This window comes from Isoptericola sp. Y581, from assembly GCF_059445475.1.
This window is the reverse complement of record NZ_JCAIUK010000001.1, coordinates 504741-522195: the sequence shown is the minus strand read 5'-3', so window position 1 is coordinate 522195 and position 17455 is coordinate 504741. Positions and strand designations below refer to the sequence as shown.

Sequence of the window (17455 nt, the reverse complement as noted above, 5' to 3'; positions counted from 1 at the left end):
TCGTACCTGTGGGCAGCCTCCGCCCGGCGACTTGTCAGGACCACGACAACCAGAACCTGCGCGTGGTCCTGACAGCACATTCAGCCACGGAGCTGTCAGGACCAGGACCACAAGGACCTGCGCGTGGTCCTGACAGCTCGTGGGAGCGACGGCGCAGGTCAGGGCCGGCTCAGGGTCGGCGTCATACCGGAGGATGACCTGGGAGCTCGCAGGACCCGACCTCGGACCGATGTCCGGGGGCCGCCCGCTCCGTAGCGTCACTGGTGTCCTGCCCCGCCGGCCGTCGTCGGCGCTCGGGCCCCTCGCCTCGACCACACCGGAGACCTCCGTGGACACCACCGTGTACGTCCCGATCCCCGACGACGCCCCCGCCGCGAGCGCGCGGCCGACCGTCACCCCCGCCGTGCGGGCACGCGCCCTGACCAAGACCTACGGCCGCGGCGAGGCAGAAGTGCGCGCCCTCGACGGCGTGGACGTCGACTTCGCCGCCGGCCGCTTCACGGCGATCATGGGGCCGTCCGGCTCCGGCAAGTCGACCCTGATGCACCTGCTCGCCGGCCTCGACTCCGCGACCAGCGGACAGGCGTTCGTCGGGTCCACCGAGGTCACCGGGATGAACGACAAGGCCCTGACAGCCCTGCGCCGCGAGCGCGTCGGCTTCGTCTTCCAGCAGTTCAACCTGCTGCCGATGTTCTCGGCCGAGCAGAACATCACGCTGCCGGTGGAGCTCGCGGGCGGCGCCGTGGACAAGCAGTGGCTCGGCACGCTCGTCGACACGCTCGGTCTGAGCCAGCGGCTCTCGCACCGGCCCAGCGAGCTGTCCGGCGGCCAGCAACAGCGCGTCGCCATCGCGCGCGCCCTCATCGCCCAGCCTGACGTCGTGTTCGCGGACGAGCCCACCGGCAACCTCGACTCCCGCTCCGGCGCGGAGGTGCTGAGCTTCCTGCGCCGCTCGGTGCGCGAGCTCGGACGCACGATCATCATGGTCACCCACGACCCGGCGGCCGCGGCCTACGCGGACCGCGTCGTGCTCATCGCCGACGGCAAGATCGCGGGCGACATCACCGACCCGACGCCTGAGTCCGCCCTCGCCGGCCTCGACGCGCTGCGGACGGTGGCCGCACGATGATCCGCATCACCCTGTCGCAGATGCGGCGCGGCGCCGGGCGGCTCGCCGCCGCCGGCCTCGCGATCGTGATCGGCACTGCCTTCGTCGCGATCACGCTGCTCGCGGGCAACGTCGTCACCGCCACCACCTACGACTCCATCGCCGCCCAGTACACGGGCGCCGACCTCGTCGTCCGCGGCGTCCCCGCCGACGACGCCCTCATCGACGCGGCGCGTGACGCGGACGGGGTCGCGACCGCGGACCAGCAGCTCATCACCTACCAGCAGCTGGAGAACGGCGGCCGCACGATCTTCCAGGGCGTGCTGGCCGCGCCCACGGACACGTCGGTGCTGCCGCTGGAGATCGCCGACGGCGCACTGCCCGAGGCCACCGGGGAGATCGCGCTGCCGGTCAAGGTGGCCGAGCGCCTCGACGCCGCTCCCGGCGACCAGGTCACCCTGGCGCGCAACGTGCTCGCAGGCGACCAGGACACCGACGAGGACGCGTGGACCGAGGTCCGCGAAAAGCTCACCGTCACGGGCACGCTCACCGACCCGTACGGCGCGTTCTCGATGATGGGCGGCGCGGCCATCGCGCCCGCTGCCGACGTCACCGCCTGGGAGGGCGACCTCTACGCCCCCGGCGAGACCACCGGCGAGCCCGCCACCGTGCTCGTCACGCTCGACGACGGGGCGGACGTCGAGCAGGCACGCACCGCCATCACCGGCGCCGTCACCAACGCTGCCGTGGCGTCCGGGGCCGACACCTCGAGCCTGGCGGTCGTGACGCCCCAGGAGCACGCCGAGTCGGTCGCGAACGAGATGACCGGCGGCGACAACATCATCTTCACGGTGTTCGTGCTGGTCTTCGCCGCGGTCGCGCTGCTCGTCGCCGCGCTGGTCATTGCGAACACCTTCCAGGTGCTCGTGGCCCAGCGCACCCGCACCCTCGCCCTGCTGCGCTGCGTCGGGGCGGACAAGGGGCAGCTGCGCCGCTCGGTGCTGTTCGAGGCGGCCGTGCTCGGCCTGCTCTCCTCGGTGGTCGGCCTCGCGGCCGGCATCGGCCTGGGCCAGGCCGCGCTGGTGGTCGGCCGGGGCTTTGACCTGGGCGTCCCTCTGCCCAAGACGGTCGACATCACGCCGGCCGTGATCCTCATCCCGCTCGTGGCCGGCGTCGTCGTGACGCTCGTCGCCGCGCTGTCGCCGGCGCGGGCCGCGACGCGCGTCGCCCCGCTCGCCGCGCTCCGCCCCGCGGACGCGCCCTCGGCCGCACGGGGCGCCGGCCGCGTCCGGCTGGTGCTCTCGACCCTCGTCGCCGTGGTCGGCTTCCTCCTGCTGGGCGGCGGCGTCGCCGTGAGCACGGTGGGCGGCCAGCCCAGCCTCGGCCTCCTGGCCGGTGTCGCGGGCGGCATCCTGTCGTTCCTCGGCGTGCTGGTCGGCGCCGTGTTCTGGCTGCCCCGCGTGGTGGCCCTCGCCGGCCGGCTGGTCGGCGCGTCCGGCCCGACGGCACGGCTCGCGGCGGCGAACACGCTGCGCAACCCGCGGCGCACCGCCGCCACGTCCACGGCCCTGCTCATCGGCGTCACGCTCGTCGGCATGATGTCGACCGGCGCCGCGAGCGCCCAGATGACCATGGACTCCGAGCTCGACGTGCGCTACCCGGTCGACGTCACCGTCTCGACGGACCTGTCGAGCGACCCCACGAGCGTCGCCACCGGGGACGAGACCACCCCGTCCGTGCCCGCCACGCTGGAGGGGACGGTGCGCGACCTCGACGGCGTCTCGACGGTGGTCGAGGTGCCGGCCACGGCCGCGCAGGTCACCGGCGACGGCATCGACGACGACGTCGCCTTCACCATCCGGGGCCTCGAGCCCGACGCCGCGGCGTCGGTGCTGCGCAGCACCGACGTGGTCGCCCCGCTCGCCGCGGGCACCGTCGTCGTGCCGGAGCAGCTGTCCGATGACTGGGGCTTCTCCGACGGCCAGACCGTCACCCTCACCGGCCCCCAGGGGTCGCTCGAGGTCACGGTCGCGCTCACCAGCATCGTGGACGACGCGCTCTTCGTCGTCCCCGACGACCTCGCCGCCCTCGACCCGGCAGCCCCGACCACCGGCCTGTGGGTGGGGCTGGACGACCCGGGCGACGCCGCGGACGTCGTGCCCGCCATCCAGGACACGGTGGCGGACACGGAGGCGCCCGCGGACGTCGTCGGCGCCGCGGTGGAGCGCGCGAGCTACCAGCAGGTGATCGACACCGCGCTGGGGATCGTCGTGGGGCTGCTGGCGGCGGCGGTCGTGATCGCGCTGATCGGCGTGGCGAACACGCTGTCGCTGTCCGTCATCGAGCGGCGGCGCGAGTCCGCCACACTGCGGGCGATCGGGCTGTCGAAGGCCCAGCTGCGCGGCATGCTCGCCGTCGAGGGTCTGCTCATCGCGCTGGTCGGCGCGGTGCTGGGCGTGCTGCTCGGCCTGGTCTACGGCTGGGCGGGTTCCGCGGCGGCGCTCGGCTGGGCGGGTACGCCCGCCATCGTGGTGCCGTGGCGCGACGTGCTGGTGATGCTGGTCGTGGCCGCCGTGGCGGGGCTCGTGGCGTCCGTCGTCCCGGCCCGGGCCGCGGTGCGGACATCGCCGGTGGAGGCCCTTGCGAGCGAGTAGCCCGAGCAGCACACGGGAGTTGTCCACAGGCCGTCCGTGACGGCCGCCCTGGGCGGGCACCCTGGAGGTCGTGTCGACCTCCGGAGTGCCCGCCCTCGCCGTCCCCGGTCGCGGGCCGAGCCGGGGCGACGGAGCCGTCCGGGTCACCGTGCCCCCCGGCGAGGACGTGCTGCTCCCCGCGGGCGTCCCGCTCGGCACCTGCCGGGCGGGCCTCGCGGCGCTGCTGCGCCGGCCGGAGCTCCGGCACGCGCCGCTCGCCGCCGACGGCGTCCCGGTCGCCGACACGGACGTCGTGGGCGACCGTCCGCTCCTGCCGGGCGCGGTGGTCGCGCCGCATGAGCCGGCCCGACGGCGCAGGTCCGGCACGACGTCGGAGTCGGCTCCGGGCGAACCCGGTCGCGCCGTGCTCGGCAGCCCCTGGCTGGTCGCGCGTGCGGACGGCACGGCGGCGGGCAGCGTCATCGCGCTGGGGCCGGGAAGCTCCACGACGCTGACCGACGCACCAGGGCCGCACGCCGTCGTGCGCATCGACCCGCGCCGCGCCGACCGCGTCACCGTGCGTGCCACCGCACGTGCCACCGCACGTGCCACCAAGGGGCCCGACGTGCGGGCCGACGTCCGGCTCGTGCGCGCGGGGGCACCGCGACGGCGGCGCGGGCGCGTCGGGCTCCTGCGCCGTCGGTGGCGTCCCGGCGACCGCCTCGAGGTCACCGGGCCGCAGGGCTCCCGCTCCTGGACCCTGCATCCGTCCGGCGACGTGGCCCGGTGGCTCGAGGCCGGACCCGCCACGGCGAGCACGAGCGCGGGCGACGGAGCCGGCCCGTCCGGCGCCGGGCTGCTGGCCACGGCCGCGGTGCCGATGGTCGGCTCGCTCGTGCTGGCGGCCATGCTCCGCCAGCCGGCCTACGCCTTGTTCTCCCTGATGGGCGTGCTCGCCCTGATCCCCCAGCTCCTCGCCGCCCGGCGCCGGCGGCACGCGGCGAAGACGCGCCCCGACCTCGACGGCCGACCCCCAGACGCCGGGACCGCCGCGGCATCGTCCCGCACCACCGGCCGCGACGTCGGGGACTCGCCCGGGCCGCTGGCGGCACGCTTGCTGGCGGCGCACCAGGCCTCGGACGGGGCCTGGAGCGCCGCCGGCGAGCGCGCCGCCGGGCGGTCACGGATCGGGCCGGCAGCCGGACCGGCTCCCGGCCCGATCCGTGCGCTGGCCGGTCTGGTGCCGGACGGCGCGGTCGCGGTCGTCGGCCCCCGCCCGGCCGTGCTCGCGGCGGCCCGGTCGGTCGTCGTCGAGCTCGCCACGGCGGGCGGGTCGGTCGCCGTGGTGGGCGCGCAGGACGCCTGGTCGTGGTGCCGCTGGCTGCCCGGCGGCGGACCGCCCGTCCTGGTCGTGGACGCGCCCGACGCCGCGGCTGGCGAGGTCGTGGGCGCCGCGCGCCGCGAGGAGGTGCTCGGGCGGGGCGGGGCGATGATCCTGTGCCTGCCCGACGGCGCGCCCGTGCCCGCGTGGTGCCGCACCACGTGGCGGGTGACCGGCGCGGGCACGGTGCGCCGAGCCGCCCCCGACGGCTCGGCGGCGACGGGCCCGGTCGTCGGCGTCACCGATTCCTGGGCGGAGCAGGCCGCGCGCCTCGTCGCGGGCCTGGCCGGCCTGCGGCGCTCCCTCGGCGAGCTGGACCACCCGGTCGCCCGGGGCGCCGCCGAGGACCCGGACGCCGACCCGGCCGATCCGCGGCTCCCCGCGGCGGTGCCCCTGCTGTCGCTGCTCGACCACGCCGAGGACCCGGGCGCCGCCTGGGACGCGCCGGGCGGCTGGGCCGTGCCGCTGGGCGTGGACGGACGCGGCCGGCCCGTCGCCCTCGACCTCGTGGCCGACGGCCCGCACCTGCTCGTCGCGGGCACCACCGGCGCGGGCAAGTCGGAGCTGCTGCAGTCGATGGTGCTGGGCCTCGCCGCGCGCCGGTCGCCCCGGGACCTCGCCCTGGCCCTCGTCGACTTCAAGGGGGGCGCGTCGTTCGGGGAGTGCGGCCGGCTGCCACATGTGGTCGGGCAGGTCACCGACCTCGACCCGGGGCTGGCGGGGCGGGCCCTGGCCGGGCTCCGCGCCGAGCTCCACCGGCGCGAACGGGTCCTGGCGCGCCACGGCGTCGCGGACCTGGCGGCGCTGCCGGCCGGGCTGCCCGACGCCCCGCCCCGCCTGGTCGTCGTGGTGGACGAGTTCCGCGCCCTGGCCGACGACCTGCCCGACTTCCTGCCCGGGCTGCTGCGGGTCGCCGCGCAGGGACGGTCGCTCGGCGTCCACCTCGTGCTCGCGACCCAGCGACCGGCCGGGGCCGTGAGCGCCGACGTCCGCGCGAACGTCTCGGCACGGCTCGCGCTCCGCGTCGTCGACGCCGCCGATTCGCTCGACGTGGTCGAGACGGCCGGCGCCGCGCGGATCCCGGCCGGGGTTCCCGGCCGCGCCGTCCTGCGCCTCGGCTCCGAGCGGCCGGTGGTGCTGCAGTGTGCGCACGCGGCGGGCCGGCTCGGGGGCGGCAGCGTCGTGCGGCGGGCGCCCGTGTGGGGCGCCGTGCCCGACGGCGGGCCCACGCTGCCGGACTCGACGCCCGGGCCCGGGCAGGAGGGCGGAGAGGCCGGTGGGCCGGAGGGCGTCGTGCACGAGCTCGTCGCCGCGGCCCGCCGGGCCGCGTCCCGGCGCGGGCTCCGGGCCGGGCGGGCGCCGTGGTTGCCGCCCCTGCCCGAGCAGGTGCGGGCCCGCGACGTGGACTCCGACATCGACGGCATCATCGGTGCCGAATCGGGCGACGACTCCACCCACCAGGGCGCTCGCGTCGCGCACGACGGCCTGCCCGTGGCGCTCGGCGACGACCCGGGGCGGCAGCGCCGGGCCCTGCTGCGCTGGGACCCGGCGGCCGGGCACCTCGGCGTGGTCGGGCGGGCGCGCTCCGGCCGCACCACGACCGTGCTGGCCCTGGCCCGGGCGGCGCTGGCCCGCGGGTGGCACGTGCACGTGCTCGCCCCGGCCGCCACGGCCCCGCGGTTCGCCGAGCTCGACGGGCACCCTGGCCTCGGCACGGTCGCCGGCCCGCAGTCCCCACGACGCGCGGCCCGGCTGCTGCGCCTGCTCGCCACGCGGCCCCGGGCGGCACCGGTGCTCGTGCTCGTCGACGGGGTCGAGGAGCTGCGTGCGGCCCTGGCCGGGCCCGACCTGTGGGATCCGCTCACCAGCGCCCTCGGGACGCCCGGCGTCGCGTTCGCCCTCGCGGCCGACAGCGGGACGCTCGGTGGGCTGGCGTCGCGCGTGGGGCCTCGCCTGGTGCTCCTGGGGCGTGACGCGCACGACGACGTCGTCCTCGGCGCGCCGTCCGGACTCGCGGGCCAGGGCGGCCCCGCCGGTCGGGCGGCGTGGCTCGGCGAGGAGCAGCTGCTGTGCCAGGTGCTGCTGCCCGACGTCGGTCCCGTCGCCGCGGGCCGCGCGCCCGCCGTGCCACCGCTCGTCGTGCGACCGCTCCCCGTGACGGTCGAGGAGGCCGATCTCGTCGACCTCCTGTGCGCCGACCCGGGGCGGCTGGTCGTCCCGGTCGGTGTCGGGGGCGACGAGGCCGCTCCGGTCGGCCTGGACGTCGCCGCCGGTGCGCTGGTCACCGGGCCACGGGGCAGCGGCCGCACGACGGTGCTACGCATCGTCGCGCGTGGCCTCGCCGCCTCGGGAAGGTTGGCGGCGGTGGTCGCGCGCGACGCCGCGCTCCGTCACGACGCGGGCCCGGCGCCCACCGCGGCGCTCTCCCCCGCCGCCCTGCGCGAGCTGCTGGACACCCTCTCGTCCGGGGATCATGGCGGAGACCCCGACAGTCCCGGGCCGGGCGTCGTCGTGGTCGACGACCTCGAGGCGCTCGCTCAGCAGCATCCCCTCGAGGCAGACCGGCTCGCGGAGCTGCTCGACTCCGGGCGGCTGGCCCTCGTGGCCGCGGCGACGACGACGGGGGCGCTCCTCGCCCACCGCGGCCCACTGGCCGAGCTGCGGGCGCGGCGCACGGGGGTGGTGCTCCACCCGGCCGAGCGGGGGGCCGACGAGGTGCTCGGGGCGCCGCTCACCGACGCGATCCGACCCGGGCCTCTGCGACCCGGCAGCGGCGCTCTTGTCGTCTCCGGCCAGGTGCGCGCCCTGCAGGTGGCACGCCCGGGAACCGGGCAGCCCGCCGAACAGAGTGCCGGCTCACCGCAGCTGGTGCTCAGCCGGACGTCGCCTCGACGACGCGGCGCGTCATGACGGACACCAGCACCGTCGCGGCGACGACGAGCAGGCCGAGTCCGCCGAGCACCTCCCAGGTCACGCCGGCGGTCAGGAGGCTCACGCCGACCAGCCCCTGCATGATCTGCCAGAGGACGATCGGCGCGCGGCCACCGCGCCGCCCCGCCCAGAGGGTGCGGCAGGCGGCGACGAGCATCCAGGCGATCCCGAGGAAGAACAGCACCAGGAACACGCTCACGGCCCCGCTGTTCGATCCCCCCTGCGCCGCCTCGAGGCCGACCGCCGCGGCGGCCGCCACCAACACCAGCACCTCCAGGCCGATGCCGGCCGCGACGACCCGCAAGCCGGGCGGTCGAGCCGGGCTGGGAGCGTCATCGGCGCCGGACAGGGGGGTGACAGGAGGGCGCATGACACGCCAGAATACGTGCGACCTGCGGTTTCACGACAGTGTGATGAAGCACTCACGCTTCATGCGCGAGAAACTTCCACGTAACCCCTTGTGCGGCACTTCACGAGGTGTGACGCTGGACAGCAGATTCCGCACCCACCCACCGGACCCGGACGGGCGCGCCTCGACGCGCCGCCAACTCCGCACCGGGTTCCCCTGCACCGAGGAGAATGACATGGACTGGCGCCACAAGGCCGCCTGCCTCGACGAGGACCCTGAGCTCTTCTTCCCCATCGGCAACACCGGCCCCGCCCTCCTCCAGATCGAGGAGGCCAAGGCCGTCTGCCGCCGCTGCGACGTCGTGGACACGTGCCTGAAGTGGGCGATCGAGTCCGGACAGGACGCCGGCGTCTGGGGCGGTATGAGCGAGGACGAGCGCCGCGCGCTCAAGCGCCGCACCGCTCGCGCCCGCCGCGCCGGCTGAGGCTGCCGAGATAGAGAAGCTCCCTCGGCGAGATAGAGAAGCTCGGAGGACGCCGCGACCGGTCGCGGCGTCCTCCGAGCTTCTCTATCTCGCCGACTGCTGGCCGTCGCGGAGCTCGAGCTTCAGCACCACCTGCGTGCCCCCGCCGTCCCGCGCCTCCCAGTCGATGGTGCCGCCCAGCTCGTTCGTCACCAGGGTGTGCACGATCTGCGAGCCGAGACCGCTGCGCGAGGCACGGCCCAGGGTCGCGATGCCGTCGGGCATCCCGACTCCGTCGTCGGCCACCACCACGCGCAACGACGTGCCGGTGCGCTCCACGTCGATCTCCACGATGCCGGACTCCCGGCCCGGGAACCCGTGCTCGACGGCGTTGGTCACCAGCTCGGTGAGCACCAGCGCCAGCGGGGTGGCGTCCTGGGCGGGCACCATCCCGAACGACCCGGTCTGGCGCGTGCGCACCTTCGCGTGCGTCGAGGCGACGTCGGCCGCGAGGCGCAGCGCCCGGCTCAGCATGTCGTCGAGCTCGACGTTCTCGTCGAGCGTCTGGGAGAGCGACTCGTGCACCATCGAGATGGTGGCGACGCGCCGCATCGCCTCCTCCAGGGCCGCCCGCGCCTCGGGCACGTCCATCCGGCGGGCCTGCAGCCGCAGCAGCGCCGCGACGGTGGCGAGGTTGTTCTTGACGCGGTGGTGGATCTCGCGGATCGTCGCGTCCTTGGTCATGAGCTCGCGCTCGCGCCGCCGCAGCTCGGACACGTCACGGCACAGCAGCACCGCTCCGATGCGCTGCCCGTGGTCGGTCAGCGGGAGCGCGCGGAGCGACAGCGCGACACCATTGGCCTCGATGTCGGTGCGCCACGGCGCCCGACCCATCACCACCAGCGGCAGCGACTCGTCCACCGTGTTGTTCTGGTGCTGCACGATCTCGGCCGTCACCTCGACCAGGGACTGCCCGACCAGCGGCCCGATGACGCCGAGCCGGTGGAAGCAGGAGAGCGCGTTCGGGCTGGCGTAGAGCACCTCACCCTCGGAGTTGAGGCGGATCAGGCCGTCGCCCACGCGCGGCGCCCCGCGGCGCGGCCCCGTGGCGGCGTTGGGTGCCGGGTACTCGCCGCGCGCGATCATCGCGAGGATGTCGTCGGCCGACTCCACGTAGTTGAGCTCGAGGCGGCTCGGGGTGCGGCCGGAGCCGAGGTTGGTCTGCCGGGCCACGACGGCGATCGCCCGCCCGTCGTGCACCACCGGCACGGCCTCCTCCCGCACGGCGTATGCGCCGAACCAGCGAGGCTCGCGCGAGCGCTGCGCCCGCACCTCGGTCATGGCCGCCGTGAGCTGCGGGCGCTGCCCGTCGGGGGCGAACGACCCCACGATGTCGTCGTAGTGCACCGTCGCGCCGGTGGACGGCCGGCACTGCGCGATAGCGACGAACCCGCTTTCGGCGGTCGGGAGCCAGAGCACCAGGTCGGCGAACGCCAGGTCTGACACGAGCTGCCAGTCGCCGACGAGCAGGTGCAACCATTCGCCGTCCCCCTCGGAGAGGTCGGTGTTCTGGGCGATGAGGTCACTCATGGCGGACACGCCCACCAGCCTACGGGCGCTGCCGCGTGGCCCCGGCGTCGGTAGGGTGAACACGTGCACCTGACCGTGGACCTCCCGTACGCCGCGGACGCCGACCACGTCGTGGCGATGCTGGCCGACGAGACGTTCGTGCGCTGGCGCGCGGCCCGAGGCCCCGGCGGCAGCGTCGAGCAGGCTGAGGTCACCGGGAGCCCGGACACCGGGTTCACCATCACGGTGCGCCGCGCCCTGCCCACCGACCTCATCCCGGCGCAGGTGCGGCCGTTCGTGGGCGACCGGCTGGAGGTACGCCAGGTGGAGGTGTGGGAGGCCCCGGCCGCCGGCCGCCGCACGGGCACGATCGCCTTCGAGATCGCCGGCGCTCCCGTGCGTGTGATCGGCACGGTCCGGCTTGAGCCACTCGGCGATGGCGGCACCCGGCAGGTGTACGACGGCGAGGTCCGCGCTTCGGTCCCGCTGTTCGGCGCCGCGGTGGCGGAGGCCGCCGCACGGGCGGTCCGGTCGGCCCTCGAGGCCGAGGGCGAGGCCGGCCGGGAGTGGCTCGCCGAGCACGCGAAGCCCCGCGACGACCGGTAACGATCCGGTCACGCACCGATCCGGCCACACCGGTCACCTGCGGCGACGCCGCCATGGACGCCGCGATGCGGCATCGTTACCCACCACGGGCTTGACTCTCGGCGCGCCGACGGCGAGCATCGTGCTCTGGCCGTGGGAGCGCTACCACCATGGAGGTGGTAGCGCTCCCAAACCTCCACCTCGCATGCCCGAACCAGACAAGGGAGTCATCGTGCTCGACAGCACCCGACCCACCCGCCGAACCCGCCGCGCCGCCGCGGTCACCGCCGGCGTCGCGACCCTCGCCCTCGCCCTGACCGCCTGCGGCGGTGGCTCCGACGACGACGCCGCCGCGGACCCCGACGCGAAGGTCACCCTCACGGTCGCCACCTTCAACCAGTTCGGGTACACCGACGAGATGCTCGCCCAGTACACGGAGGAGCACCCGAACGTCACGGTCAAGCAGGTCACGGCCGCGACCTCCGAGGACGCTCGCAACAACCTCACCACCAAGCTCGCCGCCGGCGGCGAGGGCCTCGCCGACATCGAGGCCATCGAGGTCGACTGGCTCCCCGAGCTCATGACGTACCCCGACCTGTTCGAGGACCTCACCGACCCGGAGCTCGACGGCCGTTGGGTGGACTGGAAGGTGCAGCAGGCCACCACCGCCGACGGCAAGGTCATCGGCTACGGCACCGACATCGGCCCCGAGGCCATCTGCTACCGCGCCGACCTGTTCAAGAAGGCCGGCCTGCCCACCGACCGCGAAGAGGTCGCGGAGCTCCTCGGCGGCGACGGTGCCACGTGGGACGACTACTTCGAGGCCGGCAAGAAGTTCGTCGCGAAGTCCGACTCCGCGTGGTTCGACGGCGCCGTGCCGACCTACCAGGGCATGGTGAACCAGCTCGAGGGCGCCTACGAGGACCCCGCGACGGGTGAGCCGAAGGACCTCGCGACCAACCAGGAGATCAAGGACCTGTACGACCAGGTCCTGGCAGCCTCCGTCGACGGCAAGCTGTCCGCCGGCCTCGAGCAGTGGGGCGAGGACTGGACCGCCGGGTTCCAGAACAACGCCTGGGCCACCATGCTCTGCCCGCCGTGGATGACCGCGTCCATCGAGCAGAACGCCGGCGGCGTCGAGGGCTGGGACGTCGCCGACGTCTTCCCCGGTGGAGGCGGCAACTGGGGCGGCTCGTTCCTCACCGTCCCGGCCTCCAGCGCGAACGCCGCGGCGGCCAAGGAGCTCGCTGCGTGGCTGACCGCCCCGGAGCAGCAGACCACCGCGTACGAGAACGCCAACACCTTCCCGTCGCAGCTGGAGGCCCAGGCCTCCGACGCGGTGCAGTCGTCCACGAACGAGTTCTTCAACGACGCCCCGGTGGGCCCGATCTTCTCGACCCGCGCGCAGGCGATCGAGGGCGCCCCGTTCAAGGGTGCGAACTACTTCTCGATCCACACCGCCGTGCAGGACGCGCTCAACCGGGTGGACCTCAACGGTGACGACGCCGAGAAGAGCTGGCAGGGCGCGCTCGACGACTACGCCTCGCTCGGGCTCTGACCCGCTGACCACCCCCTGACCCCCTCGCTGGTCGAGCCTGTCGAAGCCAGCTTTCGACAGGCTCGACTAGCGGCCGGTGCCCTCGACCGGCGAGCACAGGAAGCAGCAAATGGCCGTCCTCTCCCCCACCCAGCCCACGCGCCGGCGCGGTGCGCCAGAGCACCGCCCGCCCCGACGCGTCGGGTTCTCCCAGCGGCTCGGCCGCTGGGACGTCAAGGTCTCGCCCTACCTGTACATCTCGCCGTTCTTCATCCTGTTCGCGATCACCGGCCTGTTCCCGCTCGGGTACACGGCGTTCGTGTCCCTGAACGAGTGGAACCTGCTGGGCGGGCAGGGCGACTTCGTCGGGCTGCAGAACTACTCCGACGTGCTCGCGCAGCCCATGTTCTGGAAGACGCTCGTCAACACGTTCTCGATCTTCGTCTTCTCCAGCATTCCCCAGGTGATCCTGGCGATCACCATCGCGGCGCTGCTCGACCAGAACCTGCGGGCCGCGACGTTCTGGCGCATGGGAGTGCTCATCCCCTACGTCGTGGCTCCGGTCGCGGTCTCCATGATCTTCGGCCGTATGTTCGCCGACAACTACGGCCTGATCAACGAGCTCCTGGGGCTCGTGGGGATCGACCCGGTGGGCTGGCACACGGACCGCATCTCCAGCCACGTCGCGATCGCCACCATGGTGAACTTCCGCTGGACGGGCTACAACGCGCTGATCTTCCTGGCCGCCATGCAGGCCGTGCCCCGCGAGCTGTACGAGGCTGCCGTCATCGACGGCGCCGGCCGCGCGCGCCAGTTCTTCTCCGTCACCGTGCCGCAGATCCGGGCCACCATCATCTTCGTGGTCATCACCTCGACCATCGGCGGCCTGCAGATCTTCGACGAGGTCCGGATGTTCGACCCGAAGGGCCTCGGCGGCCCCGACAAGGACTGGATGACCACCGTCCTCTACCTGTACGACGTCGCGTGGGGCAACCAGAAGAACTTCGGCCGCGCCTCCGCCGTCGCCTGGCTCCTGTTCCTGCTGATCATCGTCATCGGCATGGTGAACTTCCTCATCAGCCGGCAGATCTCCACGTCCGGCCCGAAGGGGCCCCGCGTGAGCCGCCAGCACACCCGGCGGCTGCTCGAGCAGGCACGGGCCGCGGGCCGTGCAGGCACCGCGACGACGGCCACGCCGGCGAACGCACCGGCACCGCCGCCCGGAGCGGCTCCACCCTCGATCCCGCCCGCCACGAAACCCACCGACACGACCACCGACCGGGAGGACCGTCGATGAGCTCCGTCGCCGTCACCGCCCAGACCGCCGGCAAGCGCGCGGCCAGCAACGCCGCCAAGCGCCGGAGCCGCGGCACCCACTCCGCGCAGCGCCGGCCCGGCCGGGTCACATACATCCTGCTCGGCATCACGCTGCTGATCTCGGTGTTCCCGCTGTACTTCACGCTGCTGCTCGGATCCTCCGACCCCGTGACGATCGCGCAGCGCGCCGTCCCGCAGTGGCTGCCCGACTCCAGCCTGTTCCAGCAGTTCGCCACGGTGTTCGGGTCCGACCGGATCAACTTCTGGAAGGCGCTGACGAACTCGGTGATCATCGCCGTCGTCACGTCCGCGTCCGTGGTGCTGTTCTCGACGCTCGCCGGCTACTCGTTCGCGAAGCTCCGGTTCCGCGGGCGCGGGCCCCTGCTGGTGTTCGTCATCGCGACGATGGCCGTGCCCACCCAGCTCGGCGTCATCCCGATGTACATCCTCATGTCGGACCTCGACTGGATCGGCAAGCTCCAGGCCGTCATCGTGCCGGGCCTGGTCACGGCGTTCGGCGTGTTCTGGATGACCCAGTACCTCTCCGAGGCTCTGCCGTACGAGCTCATCGAGGCGGCCCGGGTGGACGGGGCCTCCATGATCCGGACGTTCTGGTCGGTGGCCCTGCCGGCCGCGCGCCCCGCGGCCGCGATGCTGGGCCTGTTCACCTTCGTGCAGCAGTGGACCAACTTCTTCTGGCCGTCGATCGTGCTGAACAGCGAGAACCCGACGCTCCCGCTCGTGGTGCAGTCGCTCCAGGCGAACTACTTCGTCAACTACGCGCTGGTGATGGGCGGCATCTTCCTCGTGACGCTGCCCCTGCTGGTGATCTTCGCGTTCGTCGGCCGCCAGCTCGTCGCCGGCATCATGGCCGGCGCCGTCAAGGGCTGAGCCGCAGCGTCGTCACGCCCCCGCAGCCGCCCGTCGCCGCGGCTGCGGGGGCACCCCTCCGATGGAAAGATCCGAATCCATGACCCTCCCCACCCTCGGCGCGCGTCTCGCGGCCCCCGGCACCGCCGTGCCGTTCGTGCCCACCGCGCCCCTCACGAGCTCCCCGAACGCCGAGGGCTCCGTCGCGTTCCCGACGGGCTTCCTCTGGGGCACGGCCACCGCCGCGTACCAGGTCGAGGGCGCCGCGACCGAGGGCGGCCGCGAGGACTCGATCTGGGACACGTTCTGCCGCGTCCCGGGCGCTGTGGTGGACGGGGACGACGGCTCCGTCGCCTGCGACCATTTCCACCGCTACCGCGAGGACGTGGCGCTCATGCAGCGCCTCAACCTCGACACGTACCGGTTCTCGACGTCGTGGGCCCGCGTCATGCCGGACGGCAAGACCGTGAACGCGGAGGGACTCGACTTCTACTCGCGCCTCGTGGACGAGCTGCTCGGCGCCGACGTGCTGCCGTGGCTGACGCTGTACCACTGGGACCTGCCGGAGGCGCTCGAGGACCTCGGCGGCTGGCCCGCGCGCGACACCGCCTCCCGGTTCGTCGACTACGCGGTGGCGATGCACGAGGCGCTCGGCGACCGGGTCAAGGTGTGGACCACCCTCAACGAACCCTGGTGCTCGGCCTTCCTCGGCTACACCGCCGGCGTGCACGCCCCGGGCAAGAGGTCGCCCGAGGCCGGCCTGGCCGCGGCCCACCACCTCATGCTGGCCCACGGCGGCGCGGTGCAGGCGCTGCGGGAGCGCGACCCGGAGGCCGTGCTCGGGCTCACGCTCAACTTCACCGTCTCGGACCCGGTCGACCCGACCGACCCCGCCGACGTGGAGGCCGCCCGCCGCGACGACGGCATGTTCAACCGGATCTTCCTCGACCCGATCCTGCGCGGCGCGTACCCGCGGGACATCTTGGCCGACGTCGCCCACCTCGGCCTCGCCGACCACGTCCTGCCCGGCGACCTGGAGGTCATCTCCACGCCGATCGACGTGCTCGGCGTCAACTACTACAACGGCGGCGCCGTCTCGGCGCGCCCGCAGCAGGACGACGGCGCGGCCCCGGAGGGCACCGCCGGGCCGGACGGGGCCCGACCCGCGGACGCCACACTGTGGGAGACCCGCTCGCCCAACCCGGTGCCGGACGGCATCCACCACCACAGCCGCGGCCTGCCCACGACGGACATGGGCTGGGAGGTGCAGCCCGAGGGCCTCACCCGGCTGCTGACCCGCCTGCAGCACGAGTACACCGGCCCGCGCGGCACGTCGATGTTCATCACGGAGAACGGGGCCGCCTACCCCGACGTCGTGCAGCCCGACGGCACCGTCGACGACCAGGACCGGCTCACGTTCGTCGACCTGCACCTGCGCGCCACCAAGGACGCGATCGACGCCGGCGCCGACGTGCGGGGCTACTTCGCCTGGTCGCTCATGGACAACTTCGAGTGGGCGCTCGGCTACTCCAAGCGCTTCGGGCTCGTGCACGTGGACTACGAGACGCAGGAGCGCACGGTCAAGGCCTCGGGCCGCTGGTACGCGGACGTGGCGCGCGACGGCGTCGTGCCGGGGCGCGACGCGGCCGGTCTGACCGGCCCGGGCGCAGAGTAGTCTCCGCTGGTGGTCATCGAGCACGCCAGCCCGACGCTGGACGACGTCGCCCGGACGGCGGGAGTCTCGCGGTCCACGGCGTCGCGCGCGATCAACGGGGGCGACCGGGTCTCGCCGGAGGCCCAGGCCTCCGTCGACGACGCCGTCGCCCGCCTCGGGTACGCCCCGAACCGGGCGGCGCGCTCGCTGGTCACCCGCCGCACCGACTCGATCGCGCTGGTGGTGCCGGAGCCCGACGCCCGCATCCTCACCGACCCGTTCCTCGCGGGCGTGCTGCGGGGCGTCAGCGAGGGCCTCACCGGGACCGAGCTGCAGCTCGTGCTGCTCCTCGCCCGGCCGGGCGAGCCGCCGGGGCACATCGCGCGCTACCTGCGCTCGGGGCACGTGGACGGCGTCATCGTGGCGTCGCACCACAAGGAGGACCAGCTCGAGGGCGAGCTGATCCGCTCGCACCTGCCCGCGGTGTTCGTGGGGCGCCCGTTCGACACGGAGTCGCTGCACTTCGTCGACGTGGACAACGCCTCCGGCGGGCGCACTGCCACGCAGCGCCTCGTGGGCCGCGGCTGCCGGCGCATCGCCACCATCACGGGCCCGCTCGACATGACCGCCGCCGTGGACCGCCACGACGCCTGGCAGCACACGCTCGACGAAGCCGGGCTGCCGCCCCTGGCGGTCGTGAACGGCGACTTCACCGTCACCGGCGGCGCCACGGCGATGCAGCAGATCCTGGCGGACCACCCCGACGTCGACGGCGTCTTCGCCGCGTCGGACCTCATGGCCACGGGCGCCCTGCAGGTGCTGCTCGAGTCCGGGCGGCGCGTGCCCGACGACGTCGCGGTGGTCGGCTTCGACGCCCTGGGCGCCGAGCGGACGACGCCGCGGCTCACGACCGTGCTCCAGCCGGTCGTCGAGATGGTCACCGCCGCGACGTCGACCCTGCTCGACATGCTCGGCGGGGCGGGCGCGCCGGCGCAGCCCGAGATCTTCGTCCCGCGCCTCGTCGAGGGCGAGTCGGCCTAGTCCGTCGACCGGGGTGC

Annotated in this window: 12 protein-coding genes; 10 read left to right on the top strand and 2 right to left on the bottom strand. The window is 74.3% G+C overall.

What is annotated here, in order from left to right; genetic code table 11:
* The first annotated feature begins 328 nt into the window (after positions 1–328).
* The 3 genes from AC1C2W_RS02405 (at position 329) to AC1C2W_RS02395 (ending at position 8032) form a co-directional block, all read left to right on the top strand.
* Complete coding sequence (locus AC1C2W_RS02405) at positions 329–1129, top strand: ABC transporter ATP-binding protein (RefSeq protein ID WP_495387965.1); 801 nt, start codon at positions 329–331, stop codon at positions 1127–1129.
* A complete protein-coding gene (locus tag AC1C2W_RS02400) occupies positions 1126–3762 on the top strand; it encodes an ABC transporter permease (RefSeq protein WP_495412271.1) in 2637 nt (878 codons plus the stop codon). Before AC1C2W_RS02405 ends, AC1C2W_RS02400 begins: the two co-directional genes overlap by 4 nt.
* 70 nt (positions 3763–3832) lie before the next feature.
* A complete protein-coding gene (locus tag AC1C2W_RS02395; protein WP_495412270.1) occupies positions 3833–8032 on the top strand; it encodes an FtsK/SpoIIIE domain-containing protein in 4200 nt (1399 codons plus the stop codon).
* Here AC1C2W_RS02395 and AC1C2W_RS02390 read toward each other — a convergent pair.
* On the bottom strand, positions 7995–8423 hold the full coding sequence (locus AC1C2W_RS02390) for a hypothetical protein (RefSeq protein WP_495412269.1): 429 nt from the start codon (positions 8421–8423) through the stop codon (positions 7995–7997). The two genes, AC1C2W_RS02395 and AC1C2W_RS02390, sit on opposite strands and share 38 nt — an antisense overlap.
* Before the next feature lie 214 nt (positions 8424–8637).
* Here AC1C2W_RS02390 and AC1C2W_RS02385 point away from each other — a divergent pair, with 214 nt between their 5' ends.
* The gene (locus AC1C2W_RS02385; RefSeq protein WP_166849954.1) at positions 8638–8886 is read left to right on the top strand and encodes a WhiB family transcriptional regulator; all 249 of its coding nucleotides are present in this window, start codon (positions 8638–8640) and stop codon (positions 8884–8886) included.
* Positions 8887–8970: 84 nt separating this feature from the next.
* Here AC1C2W_RS02385 and AC1C2W_RS02380 read toward each other — a convergent pair whose 3' ends face one another.
* Positions 8971–10455 (bottom strand): sensor histidine kinase, encoded by a 1485-nt coding sequence (locus AC1C2W_RS02380; RefSeq protein WP_495388436.1) that lies wholly within the window; start codon positions 10453–10455, stop codon positions 8971–8973.
* Between the two features lie 63 nt (positions 10456–10518).
* Between AC1C2W_RS02380 and AC1C2W_RS02375 the strand changes: the two genes are divergently transcribed.
* The 6 genes from AC1C2W_RS02375 to AC1C2W_RS02350 all read left to right on the top strand — a co-directional run bounded on the left by AC1C2W_RS02375 (position 10519) and on the right by AC1C2W_RS02350 (position 17438).
* Positions 10519–11040 carry a DUF2505 domain-containing protein gene (locus AC1C2W_RS02375; protein ID WP_495387969.1) on the top strand — a complete coding sequence of 174 codons (522 nt, stop codon included), beginning with the start codon at positions 10519–10521 and terminating at the stop codon, positions 11038–11040.
* 184 nt (positions 11041–11224) lie between these two features.
* Positions 11225–12577 carry an ABC transporter substrate-binding protein gene (locus AC1C2W_RS02370; protein WP_495412268.1) on the top strand — a complete coding sequence of 451 codons (1353 nt, stop codon included), beginning with the start codon at positions 11225–11227 and terminating at the stop codon, positions 12575–12577.
* A 109-nt stretch (positions 12578–12686) separates the two neighbouring features.
* A complete protein-coding gene (locus tag AC1C2W_RS02365; RefSeq protein ID WP_495387971.1) occupies positions 12687–13853 on the top strand; it encodes a carbohydrate ABC transporter permease in 1167 nt (388 codons plus the stop codon).
* The gene (locus AC1C2W_RS02360) at positions 13850–14764 is read left to right on the top strand and encodes a carbohydrate ABC transporter permease (RefSeq protein ID WP_495412267.1); all 915 of its coding nucleotides are present in this window, start codon (positions 13850–13852) and stop codon (positions 14762–14764) included. Before AC1C2W_RS02365 ends, AC1C2W_RS02360 begins: the two co-directional genes overlap by 4 nt.
* A 79-nt stretch (positions 14765–14843) precedes the next feature.
* Positions 14844–16418 carry a glycoside hydrolase family 1 protein gene (locus AC1C2W_RS02355; RefSeq protein ID WP_495387973.1) on the top strand — a complete coding sequence of 525 codons (1575 nt, stop codon included), beginning with the start codon at positions 14844–14846 and terminating at the stop codon, positions 16416–16418.
* Between the two features lie 9 nt (positions 16419–16427).
* Positions 16428–17438 (top strand): LacI family DNA-binding transcriptional regulator, encoded by a 1011-nt coding sequence (locus AC1C2W_RS02350; RefSeq protein WP_495412266.1) that lies wholly within the window; start codon positions 16428–16430, stop codon positions 17436–17438.
* Positions 17439–17455: the final 17 nt, after the last annotated feature.

Excerpts from the sequence above, each read along its gene's own strand:
- AC1C2W_RS02400 (WP_495412271.1), top strand. The coding sequence starts at position 1,126 with ATGATCCGCATCACCCTGTCGCAGATGCGGCGCGGCGCCGGGCGGCTC.
- AC1C2W_RS02390 (WP_495412269.1), bottom strand. The coding sequence starts at position 8,423 with ATGCGCCCTCCTGTCACCCCCCTGTCCGGCGCCGATGACGCTCCCAGC.
- AC1C2W_RS02360 (WP_495412267.1), top strand. The coding sequence starts at position 13,850 with ATGAGCTCCGTCGCCGTCACCGCCCAGACCGCCGGCAAGCGCGCGGCC.
- AC1C2W_RS02380 (WP_495388436.1), bottom strand. The coding sequence starts at position 10,455 with ATGAGTGACCTCATCGCCCAGAACACCGACCTCTCCGAGGGGGACGGC.
- AC1C2W_RS02365 (WP_495387971.1), top strand. The coding sequence starts at position 12,687 with ATGGCCGTCCTCTCCCCCACCCAGCCCACGCGCCGGCGCGGTGCGCCA.
- AC1C2W_RS02370 (WP_495412268.1), top strand. The coding sequence starts at position 11,225 with ATGCCCGAACCAGACAAGGGAGTCATCGTGCTCGACAGCACCCGACCC.
- AC1C2W_RS02355 (WP_495387973.1), top strand. The coding sequence starts at position 14,844 with ATGACCCTCCCCACCCTCGGCGCGCGTCTCGCGGCCCCCGGCACCGCC.
- AC1C2W_RS02385 (WP_166849954.1), top strand. The coding sequence starts at position 8,638 with ATGGACTGGCGCCACAAGGCCGCCTGCCTCGACGAGGACCCTGAGCTC.